Source organism: Geomonas ferrireducens (genome assembly GCF_004917065.1).
GTDB classification, from domain to species: domain Bacteria; phylum Desulfobacterota; class Desulfuromonadia; order Geobacterales; family Geobacteraceae; genus Geomonas; species Geomonas ferrireducens.
The window spans coordinates 1-20,747 of the sequence record NZ_SSYA01000003.1; the positions used below are offsets into that span (position 1 = coordinate 1).

Sequence of the window (20,747 nt, forward strand, 5' to 3'; positions counted from 1 at the left end):
TCCCGAACACGGAAGTTAAGCCTCTCAGGGCCGATGGTACTGCACTGGTAACGGTGTGGGAGAGTAGGTCGCCGCAGGGAATTTAATAGAGAAGCCCCACCGGATTACCGGTGGGGCTTTTCGCTTTTCCGCATCCTGCCAACCTGTCATGGCGCATCTCGGTACTGCTTCTTAAACCTTCGCGAAGGCCACCTTGGCGACGTCCTTATACTCTTTGGCGAAGTGAACCTCCAGCCCCTCTTTCAGGTAATCCGGTAATTCATCAAAGTCTTTTTTGTTCGCTTCGGGGAAGATCAGCACTTTCAGTCCGGCACGGCGCGCTGCGATGGTCTTTTCCTTCACTCCGCCGATAGGTAGAACCCGCCCCGTCAAAGTCAATTCTCCGGTCATCCCCAGTTTTTTCCGTACCGGCTTTCCTTTTATCATCGAAATGAGCGCCGTTGCCATGGTGACACCAGCCGATGGGCCGTCTTTTGGGGTCGCGCCGGCCGGGACATGAAGGTGCACGAAGTGCTTGTCGAAGTAGTCCGCCGGTGCCCCGTAAATCTTCAAATGGGCCATAACAAAAGAATAGGCAATCTCAGAGCTCTCTATCATCACGTTACCCAGTTGCCCAGTCTGTCTGAACCCCTTGCCCTTGCTTGCCATGGCGGTGGCTTCGATGGGAAGTGTAGCTCCACCCATGCTGGTCCAGGCTAAGCCGGTCACCACCCCTGGTACTCCTTCGAAGATCTCCTCAGTAGTGAATACCGGCTGCCCAAGATAGTCATGCAGGTCCTTCTTTGTGACCACTATGGCTTCGGTCCGTCCGGAGGCGAATTCCATTGCCGCCTTGCGCATCAGTTTCTTGATGCGGTTTTCAAGGGTCCTGACTCCGGCTTCCCTTGCCCATCCGTCGACAATAGCGGCCAGGGCATCCTTCCTGATGGTAACCTGTCCGGGTTTTAGACCGTGGTTCTTCATCGCCTTGGGTATCAGGTAGCGCCTCGCGATCTCCATTTTCTCCTCAAGGACATAGCCGGAAAGACGGATCACCTCCATCCTGTCGAGTAACGGCGCGGGAATCGTGTCCAACTGGTTAGCCGTGGCAATAAACAGGACATTGGAAAGATCGAACGGCACGTCGAGATAATGGTCGCGGAAAGACCCGTTCTGTTCGGGGTCCAGCACCTCGAGAAGCGCCGAGGCTGGATCGCCCTGGAACGAAGCACCGATCTTGTCGATCTCGTCGAGCATGAGAACTGGGTTCGCGGTTCCCGCGCTTTTCATTGCCTGCAGGAATTTCCCAGGCATCGCCCCGATGTAGGTTCGGCGATGCCCCTTGATCTCTGCCTCGTCCCGCATGCCGCCCAGTGAGAAACGGAAAAACGAACGGCCGAGGGCGTCCGCAATGCTCTTTCCTATCGAAGTCTTGCCGACGCCTGGGGGACCGACCAGGCAGAGGATGGATCCGGAGATATCACCCTTCATCTTGCCGACCGCGATGAACTCGGTGATGCGCTCCTTCACGTCATTCAGCCCATGATGGTCTCGATCCAGCACCTTGCGCGCCTTCTCGACGTTGTACGAGTCCTTGCTGTATTTGCCCCACGGGAGAATGGTGAGCCAGTCCAGGTAATTCCGGGTGACGTGGTACTCCGGCGAGGACGGCTCCAGCAACCTGAATTTGTCGAGCTCATCGGCGACTGCACGCTGCGCCTCGTCGTTCAGTTTCAACTCCTTCAGGCGCTGCTCGAACTTCTCGATCTCTGAGGTCTTTCCTTCTTTCTCCAGACCCAGTTCCTTTTTGATCGCCTTCAACTGTTCCCGCAGGAAGAACTCGCGCTGCTGACGACTGATCTTCTCTTCGATCTGTTTGGTGATCTTCGTCTGCAGCCTCGAGACCTCGAGCTCCTTCTTGAGCAGGGTGAGGACCATGTCGAGCCTTTTCCGCACGTCGAAAGATTCAAGGACCTGTTGCAACTCCTGCCCGTCGGCGGAAGTGAGGCTCGCGGCGAAGTCGGCCAGCTTGCTCGGGTCCTCGAGGCTCGAGCGCCCGAGGAACATCTTGATCTCCTCGGAGTAGAGCGGGTTGATTTGGACCAGCTCTTTCAGTGCGCCCACCACCGCCATGGAATATGCCTTCAGTTCAGGGTTGCCGGAAAGCTCGGTGCCGTACTGGTAATTGACCGTGGCATAGGATGCCCCATCGCTTTGGTGCAGCTCGACGATCCTGAAGCGCTCCAGGGTGTTGAGCAAGAACTGCGCGTTGTCGTCCCCCAGGTGGATCATCTTGACGATCTTCCCTACGACCCCGACGGCATGGAGGTTGTCGGGACCGTCCGGCTTCTCCGGGTCCTTGACGAGCACGAGCCCGATCGCCTGGGCCTGGGATTCCATAGCGTGTTTGACCGCGCGTATCTGGTTCGGATCATCGAGCGCCATGGGAATCAGCATGTTCGGAAACGCAGGGCGCGGCCGTATCGGTATGATGGGGACACCAAGCGGCAGGACCTCGGAAGCCAGAACAAGACTGCCTGGCTGCGAAGGCTTGCCGTTTATTTCAGCTTCTACAACTTCGATATCCTTTTCGCTCATGATGAGACTCCTGGCGTGGTTTTAATAAAACGTAAGCACGGAACCCGACGGTGTCAACCTCACCGACAGCAGACGATCCATGCGAAGGCGCGAAACATCAGCCTGTAGGTTGATATATCCCGGGGATGTTGTAAGACTTAGCAGTGCTCAACCAAATCCCAACACTTTCTCGAAGGGTGCAACGCGCAAAGGAGTCAGTGATGAAAATTTTGATGGTAGTGACCTCGCATGACAAGTTAGGCGACACCGGTGAGCAGACCGGTTTCTGGCTGGAAGAGCTTGCCGCGCCCTATTACGTCTTTCACGATGCAGGGGCATCGGTGACCATCGCCTCTCCCAGAGGAGGAATGCCCCCGGTTGATCCGAAGAGCAATCTGCCCGAAAACGAGACCGAGGCGACGATGCGCTTTAAGGATGACCAGGCGGCGCAGGATGACCTCGCTCATTCCAAAAGGCTGCGCGAGGTGTCGGTGAACGACTTCGATGCGATCTTCTATCCCGGGGGGCACGGGCCACTGTGGGACCTGGCGCTCGATACGGATTCCATCGCACTCATCGAGGCATTTGTTCGGGCCGACAAACCGGTGGGCGCCGTTTGCCACGCCCCGGCGGTGCTGGCAGACGTGAAGGGGACGGATGGGGATTTCCTGGTGAAGGGGAGGCATGTTACCGGCTTTACCAATGCTGAAGAAGAGGCGGTGGGGCTCACCGATGTTGTGCCGTTCCTCCTGGAGGACCGGCTTAAGCAGCGTGGTGCGACCTTCCGGAGCGGGGGAGACTGGGCTCCCCACGTTGAAGTGGACGGTAAGCTCGTGACCGGCCAGAATCCAGCGTCATCCGCACCTGCCGCCGAAGCGCTACTGAAGCTGTTGAAGCCGTAACTTGTATCGGCACCCCGGAGAGCGGAGCCAATCGCGAAAGGAGCTATTATGGAGACCCTGCGAAAGATACGAAAGATATGGAAGAGCGAGCCGACCATCGAGGGGGCGGGCGTGCACCTGAAGCGCGCCTTCGGGTACCACGAGGCGCCGCTTTTGGACCCGTTCCTGCTCTTCGACGACTTTCACTCCAACTACCCGGCGCATTACTTGAAGGGCTTTCCATGGCACCCGCACCGAGGCATCGAGACGATAACCTACGTGCTCCACGGGAAAGTGGAACATGGTGACAGCATGGGAAACAAAGGGGTGATCGATTCAGGCGACCTGCAGTGGATGACTGCGGGCAGCGGCATCATCCATCAGGAAATGCCGCTAGGCGACGACGAGGGGCTCATGTGGGGCTTCCAGCTTTGGGCGAATCTCCCAGCCTCCCACAAGATGATGGCGCCGCGCTACCGCGGCATCGTCGCATCGGAGATCCCCGAGGTCACCATGAACGGCATCAAGGTGAAGGTGATCGCCGGGACGGCGGGGGGCGTGCAGGGACCGGTACGGGACGTGGTGGTTGATCCTGAGTATTTGGACGTGACCATCCCCGAGGGGACCAGCTTCACCCACCCGATAAAGCGCGGTTACACGGCACTTGCCTACGTTATCGACGGTGAAGGTTACTTCGATCACGAGCGCAACGCCTTCGGGCACGAGGTGGTCGGTAACAACTACTTCGACCTCGATCGCCAGTGTGAGTGCGGTCCTGAGAACCTCATCCTTTTCGAGGACGGCGACGTGGTGTCGGTCACCACACAGGGGAAACCGGTGCGCTTTCTTTTGATCTCGGGGAAACCGATCGGGGAGCCGGTGGCGTGGTACGGCCCCATCGTCATGAATACGCAGGAAGAGTTGGAGCAGGCCTTCGAGGAGTACCGCAACGGCACCTTCGTGAAGTAGGCGGGGAGTTCAGGCAGCTTGAAAGAAGAACGGGACGCCGAGGTCGGCGTCCCGTTGCTGTTTGAAGGAGCTAGTTGCTGCCGCTTCCTTCCTGTGCCTTGAGCTTCTCGGTGGGAGTGAGCTCGATCTGCACGCGGCGGTTCAGGGCGCGGTTGGCCTCGGTATCGTTGGCCACGGCAGGGCGGGTGGATCCGTACCCTACGGCAGTCATCTTGGATGCGGGGACACCCTGGGAAATCAGGAAGTCCCGCACACGTCCGGCGCGCCGTTCGCTTAGCGGCTGGTTGACGGCGTCGGAGCCGGTGGAATCGGTGTGCCCCTCGATGACGATGGTGGTCTGGGAATCCTTGAGGGTGGGGGCCGCCTTGCCGAGAGCATCCTTCGCATCCTGTTTCAGGACGTCTTTGCCCACGTCGAAGAGGACTCCCGACGGAAGGGCCACATAGACCTTGTCGCCGTCACGCACCACCTCAGCCTGAGGCATGCTCTTTTTGAGCGCGGCCGCCTGCCGGTCCATGTAATTGCCTACGCCACCGCCTACGACCGCACCGGTCAACCCGCCGATGGCCGCGTTGCGTCCGCGGTGGGATTTGCCGCCGATGAGCGCGCCGGCGCCGGCGCCCAGGACCGCACCGCCCAAAGCTCCCAGACCGGTTCTCTTGTACTCGTAGCTCCCGTCAGGATTGGTGGCACAGCCGGTTACTAACAGGGCGGCTGCTGTCATTCCAACGATCATTCTCGCGATCCAACGTGCTTTCATACTCCATCTCCTTGTTGATTAAAATATGATGGAACCAACCAAACATAGCACTACAGTTGTCTGGAATCAATGTGCCTTTGACTTTACGACTTATTTTCTTTCTCGGCCTCAGTGATGAAACTGTCAATGATCTCATAAGTTTCAACAGGTTTCTCCTCCTGAGGGTTGTGTCCGCATTCCTCGATCACCCGCAGCTTTGCCCCTGGAATGGCAGCGTGAAGGCGACTCCCCTGTGACAGTGGCACGATCTCGTCGTGCCTTCCCCAAAGAAGCAATACCGGTAGGCGCAGGTCCTGGTAACGGGAGGCGATCTCTTCCTGGTTGACCGGCACCAAGCTGCGGCAGGTCGCGACGAGGGCACGCTTGGCGGCTTTGTTGCGGTAGCAGGGGGCGTACCTGGCGATGTGTTCCCGGTCGATGAGGCTGTGGTCGTAGTAGGCCATCTTCAGCCCAACTTTCACCCAAACGTCCGGTGCATACAGGGCAATGAAGAGGGCAGCGGCGTAACGGTTTTTAAAAATGTCCGCCATAAGTGGCAGTCGCTGGAGGTACCCGGGGCCGGCCATGATGATCATGGAGGCCAAAAGATCGCGCTCATCCCGGAGCATCGCTTCTATCGCGGTCAGCAGCACCACTGCTCCGCCCAACGAATGCCCGGCGAGGACGACCTGTGCGAACCCTTCCTTCCTGAGGAAAGCGATGAGGCGGACAGCGTGACCGCGGATGGAGTAGTCCCCTTCTTTCGGCTTCGAGGATTCTCCAGACCCGAGCAGGTCGAGAAGATGGACGCTGTAACGGCTGGCGGGGAAGAGCGAAACGAGATCACTCCATGTCTCGGATCTTGCCGCCAGGCCGTGCACCAGGACGACGTTGGTTGGCCCCGTCCCATAGGTACGGTAGGCGAGAGTCTCGGTTTCCGACAGGCGACAGAATAGAAGGGGGAGTGTGGCGATGTTCATGTCGGGTAGTTTAACAGAAATACAGGCGGAACGCTGGGGTGGGAGGCGGCGAAAAGCCAAGTCTCTGTTACTCTTGTGGCTGGGCTATTAGCACTGGCACTCCGGCAACAGAAAAGGCCCGATGCATAATCATCGAGCCTTGTGTGAAAAAATAACTGGCGTCCAGTGAACCTGCTCGATCCGAGGGAGTGGTTTTGGTGCTTCCTGAAGTAACTTCTGCAGCCACCCTTGTCTGGTCTTTTTATGCCATAACGGACGAGATCTTAAAGCCTTTCGGCCTGGTCTCCTGAGCGTCAGTTACCAACCCCTGATGCCGCTTCATGCACCTGGAGTTGTTTTCGTGTCGATTTGTGAAGTTCTTTGTCTTGTTGTCCCTCCATAAGAAACATTTTACTCCTGCCACTTTGTCGGATCAACACTTTTTGTGCAGGTCTATGAGGTGCAAGGTACTGTTTTTCAGGAGGAAGATGTGCCGTCCCGCATACTCGTCATCAGCACGAACCGTGAGCGTGCCCCGCAGCCGACGGTTCCTCTCGGCGCGGCCTGGGTGGCCGAGTCGCTGCTGCAGGCCGGCTTCCAGGTCCGCCTGCTCGACCTCTGCTTCGCCCGGGATGCGCTGCGCGCGACGCAGGACGCCATCGCCGCGTTCGCTCCCGACGGCATCGCCCTTTCCGTAAGAAATCTCGACAACTGCAACTTCCTCAACCCCAAATCCTACCTTACCGAGGTGCGGCTACTGGTGGATTTCATCAAGTCGCGCAGCGACGCCAGAATCCTCGTGGGAGGCTCCGGCGTGAGCATCATGCCGCAGCAGGTCCTCGACTTTCTCGACCTGGACCATGCCGTTGTTGGGGAGGGGGAGCATGCCGCCCCGCTTTTTTTTCGCACTGAAGGAGCCGAGCATGCCGGACGTGTGGCAGGGGTGGCCCGCCGCAGCAAAGCCGGCATGGCGGACGCGGACGGGGGGGCTGCAAGCGCCGGCCCCTTCATCACGCCGCACCTGCACCGCTGGGTGGAGACACCGCGTTACCTCGCTCTGGAGCCGGTGCTGCCCGTCCAGGGGAAGAGGGGGTGCACCCATCGATGCCTATACTGCACCTACCGCAGCATCGAGGGGGAGTCGTGGCGGGTCAGGGAGCCGGGAGCGGTGGTCGATGAGATCCTATCGGCCATGCATCACACCCGGGCACGCGAGTTCGAGTTCGTGGACAGCATCTTCAACGAGCCGGAGGGGTATCTGGAAACCTTGCTAGATGAGATTTTGAGGCGTGGGATCAAGGCCCGCTTCAGCGTCTCGTCCCTTTCCCCGAAAGGGCTCACCAGGAATCAACTTGAGCTGATGGCCCGCGCGGGAGTGGCTTCCGCGGTCATCACTCCCGAGAGTGCAGCCGGCGCCACCCTGGCTGCGCTAGGCAAGGGATTCGACGAGGACGAGGTGCACCGCGCCGCGGAACTTGTTTCAAGCTCGCGCCTGCGCGCCTTGTGGTGCTTTCTTCTGGGTGGCCCCTCCGAAGATGAGATGACCCTGGGAAAGACGGTGGCCTTTCTGAACCGCTACCTGAGTGACAAAGACCACGCCTTCCTGACCACCGGGATACGTATCTACCCGGGTACCGGTTTGCATGATGTAGCCTTGCGGGATGGGCTGGTTGCGGCAGGAGACGATCTGCTCATGCCGGCTTTCTATTTTTCGCCGCAGCTTACCCCGCAGCAGGCCCGGACGCTTTTGGACCGGGGAATAAGGGCGCCGTCGCGCTGCATCAATCTGCTTGATACACAAGCTCCGGTAATTGGGGCTTTGCGCCGGATTGGAACTGCTGTGGGGTTGCCGACGCCGTACTGGCGCTATACCCGCTTCGCCAAGGCGATGAGCCGCAAACGCTGACAGAGGTGTAAGTCGCTCCTGCACGTTGATAATAATATGTTAGAATCGGCAAATGCTTTGTCACTCAATTCCCCTTCAGTACCAAGGAGCGACAGTGTCTGCTTTCATTCGAATGAGTAGCAAGCTGCTGTTGGTATTTTTGCTGCTGTTGCCTTTGTCGGTACAGGGCGCACCGGTGACGGTAAGGTTCACCGAAGGAATGGTGCGCGGCTTTCTCGTACTAAAAGACGAAACCGGCAATCGGATCGCTTCCGGTGATTTTCTGCAGCTACCCAAGGACGGCGGGATAAAGACCCGCATCGTACTCTATTTCAAGGACGGTTCTCTCCACGACGAGACGGTGATCTTCTCGCAGCAGCGCCACTTCCTCTTGAGGAGCTACCGGCTCATACAGAAAGGGAAGTCTTTCGACCAGGACCTTGATGTGTCCCTGGAACGGAGCCCCGGCACCTACCGGGTGCGCGTGAAAGGAAAGGATGGCCGCGAGAAGGTCATGCAGGGGGAGCTGGAACTTCCGCCCGACGTCTACAACGGCATGGTGCCGACGGTGATGAAGAACCTCGTCAAGGGGAACAGCGAGACCATCCACATGGTGGCCTTCACCCCGACACCGAGGGTCGTCGAGCTTGAGATGTCCCCTTCCGGCGAGAACAAGATACTGATCGGGGACGTCGAGAAGACGGCAAACCACTACGTGCTCAAACCGAAGCTCGGACTGCTGAGGCTTCCCGCCGCCCTCCTCGGCAAGAGCCCACCGGACAACCACATCTGGACCCTCATGGACGAGGTACCCGCCTTCGTCAAATTCGTAGGTCCTCTCGCCACGGGAGGCCCCGTCTGGCGTATCGAGCTGACGAGCCCCAGCTGGCCCAAATAGAAAAGGGAAAGAATCAGCCTATGCCGTTTATCCCACGCAGGAGGACAAACCTGGAATTTCTCGATCTCCCTTCGGACGTCTGCAGTGTCGACGAACTCGAAGGGAGTCTCGCCGACATTCGCACGGTGAACCGTTATCTGGGCGACCGCTGGGCGCTTTTGAAACACCTGTCGGCTCGGGCGAAGGGGCTGGTGCGGTTCACGGTGCTTGACGTCGCCACCGGTTCCGCCGACCTTCCGGTCACTATGGTTGAGTGGGCGCGTAAAAAAGGGATCGATATCAGCGTCACTGCAGTCGACATCAACAGCCGCACCATAGACATTGCGCGCCGGTGCACCCTGCAATACCCCGAGATCGAGCTGATGGTCGCCGATGCCCTGGAACTCCCGTTCCGGGATGGGAGCTTCGATTTCGTGCTCTGCAGCAAGACCCTGCACCACATGAAGGAGCCGGAAGGGATCGCCGCGCTGCGTGAAATCATGCGCGTGGCGCGGAGGGGATACCTCGTCATGGACCTGCAAAGGAGCTGGGTCGCCTACCTCCTCATCTACGCGCTCACGAGAATTTTCACCAGAAACCGCATGACCCGATACGACGGCCCGCTCTCCGTGCTGAAGGCGTTCACCGTCGAGGACCTCACCCTGTGGGCGCAGCAGGCGGGTGCCCCCTCCTTCAGGATCCACCGCGAGCCGTTCTGGCTGCTCGTTCTCTCCGGGGATAAATCATGAAGTTCTCCGTCGCCACCAATTTCGAGCCCGACCTGCTGCCCGCTCTCGAAGGATTTCCGGTCACGGAGCTCTTCGGCAAGCTTGCCAGTGACAGCATAGGCGGGGGGCGCGCCTCCTTCATGCTGGCGCCCCTCGGCAGGGACCGCTTCCGCGCCCACGTCGCAGATGCGGCGCGGAGGGGAATCGGGTTCAACTACCTGCTGAACCCCGCCTGCCTGGACAACCGCGAGTACACCCGCAAGGGGCAGCAGGACCTGGAACGGCTGCTCGAGTTTATCGAGGAGTGCGACGTCACCTCGGTAACCGTCTCGCTTCCTTTCCTGCTTCCCATCATCAAGAAGCGGCACCCACGCCTCAAGGTGCGGGTGGGCGTCTACGCGCGGGTGGATTGCGTGGCGAAGGCCAAGTTCTGGGAGGAACTGGGGGCGGACTGCATCACGCTCGAATCGATCGCGGTGAACCGGGACTTCGCCATGCTGCAGGCGATCCGCGAGGCGGTGCGCATCGAGCTTCAGCTCATCGCCAACTCCAACTGCCTCATCTTCTGCCCCTGGTCGGGACAGCACATGGTGAACCTGTCGCACGCCTCCCAGAAGGGGCACGAAAGCCGCGGCTTCATGATCGATTACTGCGCCCTGCGCTGCTCCGCGGCAAAGCTCGCCGACCCGTCGCATTACCTGCGCTCCGAGTTTATCCGGCCCGAGGACCTCGGAGCCTACACCGGGCTTGGCTACCATTTCTTCAAGATCCTGGAGCGGGGTGCGCCGACGCAGGTGCTGGCGCGCCGGGTGAGGGCCTACGCAGAAGGACGCTTCGAAGGAAACCTGCTCGATCTGATCCAGCCATACGGTTACCGGGGGGGCGGAGGAAGCGGGGGGCTTGCCGGGCTTTTGAGGTTCGCGAGGTTCTTCCTCCGTCCGGCAACGGTGAGCCCTACCGGGCTCATGCGCCTGAAGCGTCTGGCCGAGAAGCGCGGCTTGCTGGCGGGACTGGACTGGCACCCGGTCTACATCGACAACCGGCTCCTGGACGGCTTTCTGGACGGCCTGAAGGAAATCGAATGCCGGGGCTGTGATTGCTCCCGGTGCGGCTACTGCGCCCGCTGGGCGGAGAAGGCGGTCAGAGTCGACGCGAAGTACCGCGAGGAGATGCTGCAGCTTTACCAGGCCGCTTTCCATGACATGCATTCCGGCGCCCTCTGGGGGGTGACCGATAGGAGGGGATGATGATCGATGCACGTTTCACCAAAGGGGAGCCTGCCTCGCCCGGGGCGGTCTACGTCGCCTCAGTGGCGTCGGCCGTACCGGAGTTCAGCGCATCCCAAAGTTACGCGGCGGAACTCGTCCGGCAGCGCTTCAAGGAGAGCCTGACGCCGAGGAGCCTCGGGTTGATCCGGGCGACCTTCGAGCACCCGGCCATCGAGAAACGTCACTTTGCCGTCGACGCGCCGGCGCGCATCTTCGACGAGACCGCTGACGAACGTGTCGCCCGTTTCACAGAAGAATCGGTGGCGCTTGCGGCGCGGGTAGTGTTGTCCGCACTGGAACAAGTGGGGTTATCGCCCTTGCAGGTGAGCGGCTTGGTGCTCAACACCTGTACCGGCTACATCTGTCCCGGCATCTCCACCTACGTTGCGCAGCGTCTCGGAATGCGATCGAGCACCCGGCTTTACGACCTCGTCGGTAGCGGCTGCGGCGGCGCAATCCCGAACCTGCAGGTGGCCGAGTCGATGCTGAGAACAACCGGTGGCGTCGTGGTGAGCGTCTCGGTGGAGATCTGCAGCGCCGCCTTCCAGATGGACAACGACCTGAGCCTAATCCTCTCCAACGCGCTCTTCGGCGACGGCGCGGCGGCTGCCGTTTTGTGGCAGAAACCGGTCGGGTTCGAGTTGACGGCATCGGCAGGGCGCTACGTGCCGGAGGAGCGCGAGGCGATCCGCTTCATCCACAAGGGGGGGCAGTTGCACAACCAGTTATCGACCGACCTTCCCGGTCTGGTGGCAAGGGCCGCGGCCGAGGTGGTCGACGACCTTTTGGACTCGGCCGCGCTGGAAAAGGAAGACATCGGGGCGTGGGCGCTGCATACCGGCGGCGAGAAGGTGATCAATGCGGTGCGGGACCAGGTGGGGATACCGGAAGAGCTCCTCTGGGCGACGCGGCGGGTCCTGTCCCAGTACGGCAACATGTCTTCGCCTACCGTCTGGTTCGTGCTCGAGGAGATGATGCAGAAGGGGATACCTGCCGGTACGTGGTGCGTCCTGCTCGCCTACGGCGCGGGGCTCTCCGCCCATGCCTATTTGCTACGCAAGACCTGAAGGTGATTGATGCTTTTAAAATCTGTGGCGGGAGCGGAACTGGTCACCGGTGAAATAGCCGCGCACCAGGTCGAGGTTGTTGAGCAGCACCTTCCAGGCCCCCTTCTCGCGCTTTTTCACGAAGCGGTTCCCCACGAACATCGAGGGGCTGAAGAACGCCTTTAGGTTCTCCCAGTTCATCAGCCGGTTCAACTGGGCCGTGCTGAGTTGTCTCGTCCTCACGTTGCACATGAAGCCGGTGTACCTGCTCAATCGGTCGGAATTCGTCACGAGCCCCGCCTGCAGCAGCTCCTCCCTGATCCTGGTGCCGGGGTAGGGGGTGACGCACTGCACGTAGGGGAGGTCCACCCCCAGCCGGCGCGAGGCGCGGAATACTTCCCTTATCTCCTCCTTTCCGTCGTCGGGATTGCCGATGATGAAGCCTCCCATCACCCCGATGCCGTGTTCGCGCAAGCGGCGCACCGCCTGCCTGGTCTGCTCCCGGATGTCACCCTTTTCAAAAAGAGCGAGGTTCTTCGGCAGCACCGACTCGATGCCGAGGAATACCATGGCGAAGTTCGCACGGGAAAGCGCCGGTATAAGCGCCGGGTCGGCCACGATGCCGGCGACGGATGCCTGGACCAGGTACTCCATCTCGTTCAGCCCCTGCTCCGCGATCGCCTCGGCGAGCCGGGTGAAACGGCGGCTGTCCAGGGTGATGTTGTCGTCGACCAAAAGCACCGTCTTCGTGCCGCGCCGCTTTAGTTCCCTCAGGTCTTCGATCACCATCTCGATCGGGCGGCATCGGAAGCTGGAGCCGTACATCCCGGTGATCGAACAGAAGGTGCAGGTCTTGGTGCAGCCGCGCGAAGTTTCCACGCAGTCGAGCCGGCGGTCGAAGTAGGTGAAGCCGTCCAGAGCGCGCACGCTGCGGTCCGGCAGCGGCAGGCACTTTAGGTCGAGCAGAGGTCCGGGAGGATTGTGGACGAAGACACCGTGGCGCGGCCAAGATAGGCCGGGGACGTCGAAAAAGGAGCGCTGGCCGTCGAGCGCTTCCAAAAGGGCGGCAAAGGCATGTTCTCCTTCACCGCTTATCAGGAAGTCAAACGGGGCGTCGCCGGAGGCGAGTTCTTCGCGGGTGAGGGTGGCGTGGTAGCCCCCGAGTACGAGCCGTGCGCGCGGGGCGGCTGAGCGGCAGATGGCGAAGACTTTCAGGGCGCTTTCGTATTGGAAGCTCATGCTGCTGACGCCGATTACGTCGGGAGAGAACTCAGCCAGGAGCCGTCTGAGCCACGACTCGATGTCGCGATGCACCAGGACGAGATCGACGATCTTCACCCGGTGTTCTTTGAGGTGCGCGGCGATGGAGCAGAGCCCGAGGTTGGGGACCTTGATGATGCGATGGAAATTGTTGGCGGCATCGGGCATCGCCAGGAGGAGTACGTTCATGATTTCCCTTGTGACTGTGGCAGGTTCGATTGAGCCCTTAGCATTATAGTGGCTGGGACCGCTTGCGCAAACGGAACGGCCGCTGGCAAGGGAGAGGATTGAAGATAAAATATTCGTCATTAAACCCGGTGCTGCGGTAGAAGCCGCCGCGGCTGGAGGTGCCCATGGACGAACAGGAAAAAAAAGAGGAAGCACCGGTGGTGGTGATTGTAGAGCGGCGCAGGCAAAGGGAGACGGAGTTGAGCCCGGCTGAGGTCATGAAGATATTGAGAAAGAGGGCGGCCCGGGCGCGGAAGAACCCGACTCGGGAGTAAGAGGGGTTGACATTACCGGCAAGGCGAAGGCCTCCGTCTCAGTAACCACAGTGTTAACTGGTCCGGAGGCTTTTTCATGTGCTTACATGCTCAGAAGCAGTTGCAATGTGAGATAATAATGCAAGAATATTCCATCCCTACAACCTCTGGAGACCAAGGTCATGGAGACCAAGACTGTAGTACCCTTAAATATTGAGCAGGAAGAGAACATCTTGCAGCTGGCGAATGAGCTGCTGATCCTTCCTGATACTGCAGCAGATCCATTGCTGTCCCCCAAAGTCCCCCCTGTTGACGCAGACAATCCTTTTGCCATCCCCGCCTCCGTCCGAAACGAGGCGACCACTCCCGGCACCAGGCCCGAGGCGATCGCCGTCCTGGCGCAAGCAAGTGTCGACCGTAAGGGGGGGGAGCAGGGGCGGCCGCAAGCCAAAGCGAAGGCGGCTAAAGGAGCGAAGGGGGCAAAGACGGCCAAGAGCTCCAAAGCCGCGAAGGATGCGAAGACGGGCAAAGATGAGAAGGCTGCGAAAGGGGCGAAAGCTAAGGGGGCGAAGCCGGTAAAGGCGGCCGCCGGGGCAAAGCCCGCCAAGACTGTTAAGGCGAAGGTGACGAAGGCAAAACCGAAGGGGGGACCTAAGCCGAAACAGCCGGTAACGGAAGAATCGCCCTTCGACCTGAGCGAGAGCCGCTGGTACCTGAACCGGGAGCTGACCTGGCTCGAATTCAACCGGCGCGTGCTGCACGAGGCAATGGACGAGCGGACGCCGCTTCTGGAGCGGCTGAAATTTATCGCCATCGTCAGTTCCAACCTCGACGAATTCACCATGAAGAGGATCGGCGGCTTAAAGCAGCAGATCGGGGCCGGGCTGCACGAGCTGACCCTGGACGGCCGCTCGCCGCGCCAGCAGGTGCTTGAGTGCAACGCGTCGGTGCGCGAGATCGAGACGGTCAAGCGGGAGGCGTTCCGGGGGGTGCGGGAGCTTCTGGAGGCGAAGGGGATCGTCATCGAGAGCTACGACACCCTTGCCCCGAAGGATAAGAAGCAGCTCCGCGAGCATTACTACAAGAACATCTATCCCCTCCTGACCCCGCAGTCCATCGACCCCGCTCACCCATTCCCGTTCATCTCGAACCTTTCGCTGAACCTTCTGGTCACCCTGCGCTATCCCAAGTCGCGCGAGCATTCCCTGGCGCGGGTGAAGGTCCCGGTAGGTCTCGGCACGCCGCGCTTCATCCGCGTCGGCAAGGGTGACCGCTTCGTCCCGCTCGAACAGGTGATGATGAACAACCTGGACATGCTTTTTCCCGGCATGCTGATCGTCTCCTGCGAAATCTTCCGCGTCACCCGCAACGCCAACACGGAGAAGGACGAGGAAGAGGCGGACGACCTGATGTCGATGATCGAGTCGGAGTTGAAGGAGCGCAAGTTCGCCCCCATCGTGCGCCTGGAAATCGGGGCCGGCATGGAGCCGCTGCACCGCGGCCGGCTGGCGGCAGAGCTGGAACTGGACGAGGAGAACGATGTCTTCGAGGTTTCCGGCATGCTGGCCCTGCGCGACCTCTTCGAGATATCGCGGCTCGATTACCCGCGCCTGCACGACCCGCCGCATCACCCGGTCGATCACCCGGGGCTGCCGGCAGAGCGCAACATCTTCCATACCATCCGTGACCTGGGATCGCTCCTGTTGCAACATCCCTACGTTTCCTTCTCCACTTCCGTGGAACGCTTCCTGCGCGAGGCGGCCAACGATCCAAAGGTGCGCGCCATCAAGATGACCCTCTACCGCACCTCGATCCAGGGGCGCATCATCGACGCGCTGGTTCAGGCCGCGCAAAACGGCAAGCAGGTGGCGGTGGTGGTGGAGCTGAAGGCGCGCTTCGACGAGGCGACGAACATCCACCTCGCCGAGGTGATGGAGGAGGCGGGGATACACGTCACCTACGGCGTGGTGGGGCTGAAGACCCATTGCAAGGTGATCCTTGTGGTGCGCCAGGACTACGCAGGGCTCAAGCGCTACGTGCACATCGGCACCGGCAACTACCACACGGAGACCGCACGGATCTACAGCGACATCGGGCTCATCACCTGCGACGAGGTGATCGCGCAGGACGTCACCGAGCTCTTCAACTATCTGACCACCGGGTTCACCGCAAAAAGGAACTACCAGGCGGTCATGCCTGCGCCGAAGCTCCTTAAAAAGGCGCTCCTTTCGCGCATCGAGCGGGAGGTCGAGCTGCACCGGCAAAGCGGTGGCGGGTGGATCCAGTTCAAGATGAACGCTCTGGAGGACGGCGAGATCGTGAAGGCGCTGTACCAGGCCTCCATGGCTGGGGTGAAGGTCGATCTCTACGTACGGGATACCTGCCGGTTGCGTCCCGGCGTCCCGGGCCTTTCGGACCACATCCGGGTGGTCAGCATCGTCGGGCGCTTTCTGGAGCATGCACGGGTCTACTACTTCAGAAACGGCGGTGCCGGGGAATATTTCATCTCGTCAGCCGACGCCATGAAGCGGAACCTGGAGGCGCGGGTGGAGGTGCTTTGCCCGGTGACCGCGCCGGAATTGACCGCGGAGTTGCGCGCCATCTTCGACTGCTACGACGCGGACCGCCGTTCGGCGTGGGACATGCGGCCGGACGGAAGCTACATCCAGCGTCAGCCTGTCGAAGGGGAGAGCGGTGAGGGGACGCACCAGATGCTGATTGCGCAGGCTCAGAAGCGGTTGAAGGATGCGCTTAAACAGAAGAAAAAGCCGGTGCAGAAATAGCGACTCACTTTATTCGGCGTGAGATGACATGCGACGGGAAAAGCGGTAGCATATGCGATGTGCCAACGCCGATGTTGGCCCCCAAACCGAGAGACAACCCCAGGGGGAACTGATGGAACCGAAAAAAGATTGTATCTGCGCCGGAGATCACGAACACCACATCTGCTTTCTGCACAGCAAGGGACTGGTCAAAGAGGTCGAGCAACTGACCGACAATCCGACGGTGACTTGCTCCATATGTCTTGTGAACGCAAATTCACCCGATAACGTCTGCTCGCCCACCACGCTCGGCGGCGGGTTCAAATACTCAGATATGAAGGGAAGCAAGAAGGTCATCTGCGAGAGTGTGACGGAAGCGATCCCGGAGAAGGAGAAAAAGGAGAAGTAGGTTCCCTCCCCTGGAGGGGGAGGGCTAGGGAGGGGGAACGCCGACAACGAATTCCCCCCCCCAGCCTCCCCCCTCCGGGGGGAGGAGCTTTAGTGGACCAGGAAAACAAAAGGCGGCCCCGGTGATGATACCGGGGCCGCCTTTTTGTCATGCTGCAGTTTTGTTGATTAGCCGAGGATCTGCTTCAGGTCGCCTTCGGCGGTGCCGATCGGGCCGATGTTGAAGTTCTCGACCAGGAAGTTCAGCACGTTCGGGGTGATGAAGGCCGGCAGGCTCGGTCCCAGCTTGATGTTCTTCACGCCAAGGTGGAGCAGGGTGAGGAGGATGGCCACCGCCTTCTGCTCGTACCAGGAGAGGATGAAGGAGAGCGGGAGGTCGTTGACGCCGCAGTTGAAGGCGCCTGCCAGTGCCACGGCGATCTGGATCGCGGAGTAGGCGTCGTTGCACTGCCCGATGTCCAGAAGGCGCGGGATGCCGCCGATGTCGCCGAAGTCGAGCTTGTTGAAGCGGTACTTGCCGCAGGCCAGGGTCAGGATGACGCAGTCGGCCGGGACGTTCTCAGCGAACTCGGTGTAGTAGTTACGGCCGGTCTTGGCACCGTCGCAGCCGCCGATCAGGAAGAAGTGACGGATCTGCCCGCCTTTCACTGCGTCGATGACTTTGTCGGCGACGCCGAGCACCGCGTTGTGCCCGAAGCCGGTGAGGATCTCCTTGCCCGGTTTCTCTTCGAAGCCCGGGAGTGAAAGAGCTTTCTCGATGACCGGGGAGAAGTCCCAGCCGTTGATGTTCTTGACGTCCGGCCACTGGACGAGGCCCCAGGTGAAGAGGCGGTCTTTGTAGCTCTCGGCCGGGCGCTGGATGCAGTTGGTGTTGAAGATGATGGCGCCGGGGAAGTCGACGAATTCTTTAGCCTGGTCCTGCCATGCACCGCCGAAGTTGCCGGCCAGGTGGGCGTACTTCTTGAGGCCCGGGTAGCCGTGGGCCGGGAGCATCTCGCCGTGGGTGTAGATGTTGATCCCTTTCCCTTCGGTCTGCTTGAGGAGTTCCTCGAGCATGCGCAGGTCGTGGCCGGAAACGAGGATCGCCTTGCCAGCCTTGGTGCCGAGCTGTACCGGGGTCGGTACCGGATGACCGAAGCTGTCGGTGTTGGCCTTGTCGAGGAGTTCCATGGTGACCAGGTTGATGCGGCCGCACTCCATGGCGAGGCCGACGAAGTCCATCAGGCCGAGTTTCGTGTCGAGGGTGGCGGCGAATGCCTTGTGGGTGAAGGCGTAGATCTCGTCATTCTCAAGACCTATCACCAGGGCGTGGTGGGCGTAGGCTGCGTAGCCTTTCATGCCGTAGGTCAGGATTTCCTGAACCGATTTCACGTCCGCATCGATGTTGTCGCTCTTGACGCCGTGTTTCGCGCCGAGCTCGACGAGTTCAGCGGTGGTGCCGGCGTGGAAAGCCTTTGCGGCTTCGGGAACGGTGCCGGTGTAGGCGCCGCCGTTGGCCTTCTCATAGAGGGCCTGGGCCTGGTTACGGTAGGACGCGGCGTCGCGGACCAGTTTGGCGATCTCGTCGGCGTCGAAGTCGACGTTGGTTACCGTGGTGAAGAGGCCGTCGATCATGAAGCGGTCGATGGCTGCGTCCTTGGCGCCTTTCTCACGAGCGAGGTTGGCCCAGAAGGCGATACCTTTCATCGAGTAGACCAGGAGGTCCTGCAGCGCGGCGACATCCGGTTTCTTACCGCAGACACCTACTTTGGAGCAACCGCCATTGGCAGCTTGTTCACACTGATAGCAAAACATGTTTTCCATTACTTCCTCCTTTGCGTTGTTTTTGGTTGAGGTTTCAATACCGAACAGGTTTTTCAAAAAGGCTTTCATCGTCTCTCCTAATGGTGATCTTTTGATGCTGATCTTTTGAGGCGGTCGCTACGGCTGCTTTCGGCACCTTTGCCCCGCTCTCGATGATGCGACTTTAACCACTATCGCGGGGGGCGACCTTGACCTAAGTCATAAAAACGCGATTCTGGTTATTGGGATCTTTTTTGTCTTGTGGGGGGCGCTTGGTGGACTTGGTGGATCAGGTTGACCGGGTGGACTGCAGCTAAGGGGCGGTGACACACTGGATGGGTTGGCGGTTTGCTGGGCTGACTGGGCTGGCTGGGTTGGGCTGGGTTGGGCTGGCCGGTGGGGTCGGTGGGGTCGGGAAGCCGAGGCTGGGAAAGCTGGGGGGGCGAGTGGTGCGGGGGGGCGGCAGCGTCAGTTGACGACGCTGCCGATCATGGCGCGATAGATGTCGGGACGCAGTACCAGTTGCAAACTGGCGGAAGTGGCGGCTCCAAAGCCAATCGCTTGCTCGCCTCCTATGGAGCTGTTCAGATGATAGATCGGGCGCAAGTTAAAACCCAGCCGTACCAGATCGGCTTCGAAAACGGGGCCGTGCTTCACTGCCAGCTCGGAAAGACTGTCCCAGGTCGCCCACATGTCCACGGGGATCGCTATTCCTTCTGCTACGCGTATAAGTTCCTGCATGGCTCGCTCCTCGGTCCTTTTGATGAGACCTATCGGCAGGCCGGTCCGGAACTTGAGCGGTCAGCTGCGCAGGGCGTCCAGGCTTGCGACGGCGTTGCGGGCTGGGCAGTCGGCTGCGGCACAACTGGTGAGTAACTTCAAAAGGGCAAGCGCCAGCAACAAAAGGCCGAGGATGAGCAGCACCACGCCTCCCCAGCCGTGGGATACCCAGAAAACTCCGCCGACGGTGCCGGAGACGCTTGAACCCAGATAGTAGAAGAAGAGGTAGAGGGAAGCGGCTTGGGCTCGGGCTGTCTTGGCGCGGCTCCCGACCCAGCTGGAGGCGATGGTGTGGGCGCCGAAAAAGCCGCAGGTGAAGATGGCGATGCCGGTGACGATGCTGCCTACGTCGCGGCTCGTGGTGACGGCGGCCCCGAAAACCATGGTGCCGATGGTGAGAAAGAGCATCCTCCCGCGACCGAAACGCTCGACCTGTCCGCCGATCATCGAGGAGCTGAAGGAACCGAGCATGTAGACCAGGAAGATTAGGGAAACCAGCCAGGCGGAAAGGTGATAGGGCGCGCCGAGAAGCCGGAAGGTGATGTAGTTGTAAAGGGTTACGAAGCTCCCCATGATCAGGAAGGAGATGCCGTACAGGCAGAGCAGTCCCGGGTCCTTCAACTGGCGCAGCAGCGAGCTGAACAGGTAGCGCACCGCGAACGGGCGTTTCTTCAGGTTCTCTGATGGGGGAAGGGTCTTGGCGAAGTAAAGGCTCAAGGCGAGGCAGACCACGCCGATCACCTCGAGGGCCGCCCTCCAACTGGTCTGTTCGGACATCACGGCGGTGAAAATCCTGCCGGTCATGCCGCCGATGGCGTTGCCGCTTATGTACAGGCCGATTGCCGAGGTGAGCGAGCCGGGGGCGATCTCTTCACTCAGGTAGGCCATCGCCACCGCCGGAAGCCCGGCAAGGGCGATCCCCTGCAGGAACCTGACGACGACCAGTTGTTCGAGGTTCCCCGTCTGGGAGGTGATCAGCGCGAGTATCGAGGTCGTAACGAGCGAGGCGACCATGACGGCCTTGCGTCCCAGCGTCTCGGAGATGGTCCCGGCAAAGAGCATGGAGACGGCGAGGGCGCAGGTTGTCACCGAGAGGGGAAGGCTCGCAAAGGCGGCACTTACCCCGAATTCACGGGTGAAGACCGGCAACAGCGGCTGCACGTCGTAAAGGGTTATGAAGGTTACGAAGCCGGCGCAGAAAAACGCCCAGTTGATCTGCCGGTATCTCTTGGTGCCGCTCGTTATCGATCCCATCGCTCTCTCCCCGCTTACTGCCTGTGACGGAGTCCACTATAGCGCTTGCCATACCATAAGCAAAATATATAATATTTATAACATTAATAACGATCCGATATGGTTGCGGCA

Annotated in this window: 17 protein-coding genes and 1 rRNA gene; 11 read left to right on the forward strand and 7 right to left on the reverse strand. The window is 60.2% G+C overall.

Going from position 1 to position 20,747, the window contains the following annotated elements; all coding sequences use genetic code 11:
- Positions 1–80: ribosomal RNA gene (rrf, locus tag E8L22_RS15865) — 5S ribosomal RNA — on the forward strand; the annotation flags it as partial.
- A 91-nt stretch (positions 81–171) separates the two neighbouring features.
- On the opposite strand, the gene lon is transcribed toward rrf, so the two are convergent.
- Complete coding sequence (gene lon / locus E8L22_RS15870) at positions 172–2,577, reverse strand: endopeptidase La (protein ID WP_136526130.1); 2,406 nt, start codon at positions 2,575–2,577, stop codon at positions 172–174.
- A gap of 200 nt (positions 2,578–2,777) precedes the next feature.
- Between lon and E8L22_RS15875 the strand changes: the two genes are divergently transcribed.
- Together E8L22_RS15875 and E8L22_RS15880 are read left to right on the forward strand one after the other, a co-directional pair.
- Positions 2,778–3,458 carry a type 1 glutamine amidotransferase domain-containing protein gene (locus E8L22_RS15875; protein ID WP_136526131.1) on the forward strand — a complete coding sequence of 227 codons (681 nt, stop codon included), beginning with the start codon at positions 2,778–2,780 and terminating at the stop codon, positions 3,456–3,458.
- Between the two features lie 48 nt (positions 3,459–3,506).
- Positions 3,507–4,406: a pirin family protein gene (locus tag E8L22_RS15880; protein WP_136526132.1), complete on the forward strand. Its 900-nt coding sequence runs from the start codon at positions 3,507–3,509 to the stop codon at positions 4,404–4,406.
- Between the two features lie 70 nt (positions 4,407–4,476).
- Here E8L22_RS15880 and E8L22_RS15885 read toward each other — a convergent pair whose 3' ends face one another.
- Positions 4,477–5,166, reverse strand: a complete 690-nt coding sequence (locus tag E8L22_RS15885) for an OmpA family protein (protein WP_136526133.1) — start codon at positions 5,164–5,166, stop codon at positions 4,477–4,479.
- Positions 5,167–5,249: 83 nt separating this feature from the next.
- Positions 5,250–6,125, reverse strand: a complete 876-nt coding sequence (locus E8L22_RS15890) for an alpha/beta fold hydrolase (protein WP_136526134.1) — start codon at positions 6,123–6,125, stop codon at positions 5,250–5,252.
- 469 nt (positions 6,126–6,594) lie between these two features.
- Here E8L22_RS15890 and E8L22_RS15895 point away from each other — a divergent pair, with 469 nt between their 5' ends.
- The 5 genes from E8L22_RS15895 (at position 6,595) to E8L22_RS15915 (ending at position 11,929) form a co-directional block, all read left to right on the forward strand.
- Positions 6,595–8,010, forward strand: a complete 1,416-nt coding sequence (locus E8L22_RS15895; protein ID WP_136526135.1) for a B12-binding domain-containing radical SAM protein — start codon at positions 6,595–6,597, stop codon at positions 8,008–8,010.
- Positions 8,011–8,185: 175 nt separating this feature from the next.
- Entirely contained in the window at positions 8,186–8,887 is a 702-nt protein-coding gene (locus E8L22_RS15900) for a hypothetical protein (RefSeq protein WP_246044705.1), read from the forward strand.
- A gap of 20 nt (positions 8,888–8,907) precedes the next feature.
- A complete protein-coding gene (locus E8L22_RS15905; protein WP_136526137.1) occupies positions 8,908–9,615 on the forward strand; it encodes a methyltransferase domain-containing protein in 708 nt (235 codons plus the stop codon).
- On the forward strand, positions 9,612–10,841 hold the full coding sequence (locus tag E8L22_RS15910) for a U32 family peptidase (protein ID WP_136526138.1): 1,230 nt from the start codon (positions 9,612–9,614) through the stop codon (positions 10,839–10,841). The genes E8L22_RS15905 and E8L22_RS15910 overlap by 4 nt, the downstream gene beginning before the upstream one ends.
- Positions 10,841–11,929 (forward strand): type III polyketide synthase, encoded by a 1,089-nt coding sequence (locus E8L22_RS15915; RefSeq protein WP_136526139.1) that lies wholly within the window; start codon positions 10,841–10,843, stop codon positions 11,927–11,929. The genes E8L22_RS15910 and E8L22_RS15915 overlap by 1 nt, the downstream gene beginning before the upstream one ends.
- 15 nt (positions 11,930–11,944) lie before the next feature.
- On the opposite strand, the gene E8L22_RS15920 is transcribed toward E8L22_RS15915, so the two are convergent.
- Positions 11,945–13,357 carry a B12-binding domain-containing radical SAM protein gene (locus E8L22_RS15920; protein ID WP_136526140.1) on the reverse strand — a complete coding sequence of 471 codons (1,413 nt, stop codon included), beginning with the start codon at positions 13,355–13,357 and terminating at the stop codon, positions 11,945–11,947.
- 164 nt (positions 13,358–13,521) lie between these two features.
- On the opposite strand from E8L22_RS15920, the gene E8L22_RS21595 reads away from it, so the two are divergent.
- From E8L22_RS21595 to E8L22_RS15930, 3 genes are all read left to right on the forward strand, one after another.
- On the forward strand, positions 13,522–13,671 hold the full coding sequence (locus E8L22_RS21595; RefSeq protein WP_198419581.1) for a hypothetical protein: 150 nt from the start codon (positions 13,522–13,524) through the stop codon (positions 13,669–13,671).
- A gap of 161 nt (positions 13,672–13,832) precedes the next feature.
- The gene (gene ppk1 / locus E8L22_RS15925) at positions 13,833–16,433 is read left to right on the forward strand and encodes a polyphosphate kinase 1 (RefSeq protein WP_136526141.1); all 2,601 of its coding nucleotides are present in this window, start codon (positions 13,833–13,835) and stop codon (positions 16,431–16,433) included.
- A gap of 112 nt (positions 16,434–16,545) precedes the next feature.
- Positions 16,546–16,821 carry a hypothetical protein gene (locus E8L22_RS15930; RefSeq protein ID WP_136526142.1) on the forward strand — a complete coding sequence of 92 codons (276 nt, stop codon included), beginning with the start codon at positions 16,546–16,548 and terminating at the stop codon, positions 16,819–16,821.
- A 167-nt stretch (positions 16,822–16,988) separates the two neighbouring features.
- On the opposite strand, the gene hcp is transcribed toward E8L22_RS15930, so the two are convergent.
- The 3 genes from hcp to E8L22_RS15945 form a co-directional block, all read right to left on the reverse strand.
- On the reverse strand, positions 16,989–18,623 hold the full coding sequence (gene hcp / locus E8L22_RS15935; protein ID WP_281282991.1) for a hydroxylamine reductase: 1,635 nt from the start codon (positions 18,621–18,623) through the stop codon (positions 16,989–16,991).
- Between the two features lie 447 nt (positions 18,624–19,070).
- Positions 19,071–19,343, reverse strand: a complete 273-nt coding sequence (locus E8L22_RS15940; protein ID WP_136526144.1) for a hypothetical protein — start codon at positions 19,341–19,343, stop codon at positions 19,071–19,073.
- Positions 19,344–19,403: 60 nt separating this feature from the next.
- Complete coding sequence (locus E8L22_RS15945; RefSeq protein ID WP_136526145.1) at positions 19,404–20,636, reverse strand: MFS transporter; 1,233 nt, start codon at positions 20,634–20,636, stop codon at positions 19,404–19,406.
- Between the last annotated feature and the right edge of the window lie 111 nt (positions 20,637–20,747).

Bases quoted from the DNA above. Each gene is read 5' to 3' on its own strand.
- lon (WP_136526130.1), bottom strand. From the start codon at position 2,577: ATGAGCGAAAAGGATATCGAAGTTGTAGAAGCTGAAATAAACGGCAAG.
- E8L22_RS15875 (WP_136526131.1), top strand. From the start codon at position 2,778: ATGAAAATTTTGATGGTAGTGACCTCGCATGACAAGTTAGGCGACACC.
- E8L22_RS15880 (WP_136526132.1), top strand. From the start codon at position 3,507: ATGGAGACCCTGCGAAAGATACGAAAGATATGGAAGAGCGAGCCGACC.
- E8L22_RS15885 (WP_136526133.1), bottom strand. From the start codon at position 5,166: ATGAAAGCACGTTGGATCGCGAGAATGATCGTTGGAATGACAGCAGCC.
- E8L22_RS15890 (WP_136526134.1), bottom strand. From the start codon at position 6,125: ATGAACATCGCCACACTCCCCCTTCTATTCTGTCGCCTGTCGGAAACC.
- E8L22_RS15905 (WP_136526137.1), top strand. From the start codon at position 8,908: ATGCCGTTTATCCCACGCAGGAGGACAAACCTGGAATTTCTCGATCTC.
- E8L22_RS15910 (WP_136526138.1), top strand. From the start codon at position 9,612: ATGAAGTTCTCCGTCGCCACCAATTTCGAGCCCGACCTGCTGCCCGCT.
- E8L22_RS15915 (WP_136526139.1), top strand. From the start codon at position 10,841: ATGATCGATGCACGTTTCACCAAAGGGGAGCCTGCCTCGCCCGGGGCG.
- E8L22_RS15920 (WP_136526140.1), bottom strand. From the start codon at position 13,357: ATGAACGTACTCCTCCTGGCGATGCCCGATGCCGCCAACAATTTCCAT.
- E8L22_RS21595 (WP_198419581.1), top strand. From the start codon at position 13,522: ATGGACGAACAGGAAAAAAAAGAGGAAGCACCGGTGGTGGTGATTGTA.
- ppk1 (WP_136526141.1), top strand. From the start codon at position 13,833: ATGGAGACCAAGACTGTAGTACCCTTAAATATTGAGCAGGAAGAGAAC.
- E8L22_RS15930 (WP_136526142.1), top strand. From the start codon at position 16,546: ATGGAACCGAAAAAAGATTGTATCTGCGCCGGAGATCACGAACACCAC.
- hcp (WP_281282991.1), bottom strand. From the start codon at position 18,623: ATGGAAAACATGTTTTGCTATCAGTGTGAACAAGCTGCCAATGGCGGT.
- E8L22_RS15940 (WP_136526144.1), bottom strand. From the start codon at position 19,343: ATGCAGGAACTTATACGCGTAGCAGAAGGAATAGCGATCCCCGTGGAC.
- E8L22_RS15945 (WP_136526145.1), bottom strand. From the start codon at position 20,636: ATGGGATCGATAACGAGCGGCACCAAGAGATACCGGCAGATCAACTGG.